This window comes from Flavobacterium degerlachei, assembly GCF_900106645.1.
Lineage (GTDB): Bacteria > Bacteroidota > Bacteroidia > Flavobacteriales > Flavobacteriaceae > Flavobacterium > Flavobacterium degerlachei.
Genome location: NZ_FNMV01000039.1, coordinates 1 through 1124, shown reverse-complemented (window position 1 = coordinate 1124; position 1124 = coordinate 1). Strand labels below are relative to the sequence as shown.

General features: G+C 41.2%; 1 pseudogene. It reads right to left on the bottom strand.

The annotated features are described in order from the left end of the window. Positions 1 to 1124 (bottom strand): annotated as a pseudogene (locus BLV91_RS17095) (gliding motility-associated C-terminal domain-containing protein); the annotation flags it as partial.

The window sequence follows — 1124 nt, the reverse complement described above, 5'->3', positions numbered from 1 at the left end:
TCTACTGTGTATTCTCCTGCTTTTGTGTTCTCTGCTACCGTTACGGTTCCGTCTGTGTTTACTGTTAATGGTCCGTTTGGAGTAGAAGTGATTGTTACATCTGAGGCTACTACTTTAACGCCATTCAATAAATCATTATCCAATACATTGATTCCTGCATCTCCGCCAACTATGCCGTTGATTGGTCCTGCAACATCATTTACTGCTTTGATTGGTGCTGCAACTACTGTTACCGTTACTGTCGCTGTATCGCAATTGTTTGGATTCAACACTTCACAGATTGTATAATCCACCGTATAAGTTCCTGCTTTTGTGTTTTCTGCTACCGTTACGGTTCCGTCTGTGTTTACTGTTAATGGTCCGTTTGGTGTAGAAGTAATTTTTACATCTGAGGCTACTACTTTAACGCCATTCAATAAATCATTATCCAATACATTGATTCCTGCATCTCCTCCCGTTGTTCCATTGATCGGCCCTGCAACATCATTTACTGCTTTGATTGGTGCTGCAACTACTGTTACCGTTACTGTCGCTGTTGAACAGTTGTCGGCATTTAATACTTCGCAGATCGTATAGTCTACTGTGTATTCTCCTGCTTTTGTGTTCTCTGCTACCGTTACGGTTCCGTCTGTGTTTACTGTTAATGGTCCGCTTGGAGTAGAAGTGATTGTTACATCTGATGGAGTTACTTTAACGCCATTCAATAAATCATTATCCAATACATTGATTCCTGCATCTCCTCCAACTATTCCGTTGATTGGTCCTGCAACATCATTTACTGCTTTGATTGGTGCTGCAACTACTGTTACCGTTACTGTCGCTGTTGAACAGTTGTCGGCATTTAATACTTCGCAGATCGTATAGTCTACTGTGTATTCTCCTGCTTTTGTGTTCTCTGCTACCGTTACGGTTCCGTCTGTGTTTACTGTTAATGGTCCGTTTGGAGTAGAAGTGATTTTTACATCTGATGGAGTTACTTTAACACCATTCAATAAATCATTATCCAATACATTGATTCCTGCATCTCCGCCAACTATTCCGTTGATTGGTCCTGCAACATCATTTACTGCTTTGATTGGTGCTGCAACTACTGTTACCGTTACTGTCGCTGTTGAACAGTTGTC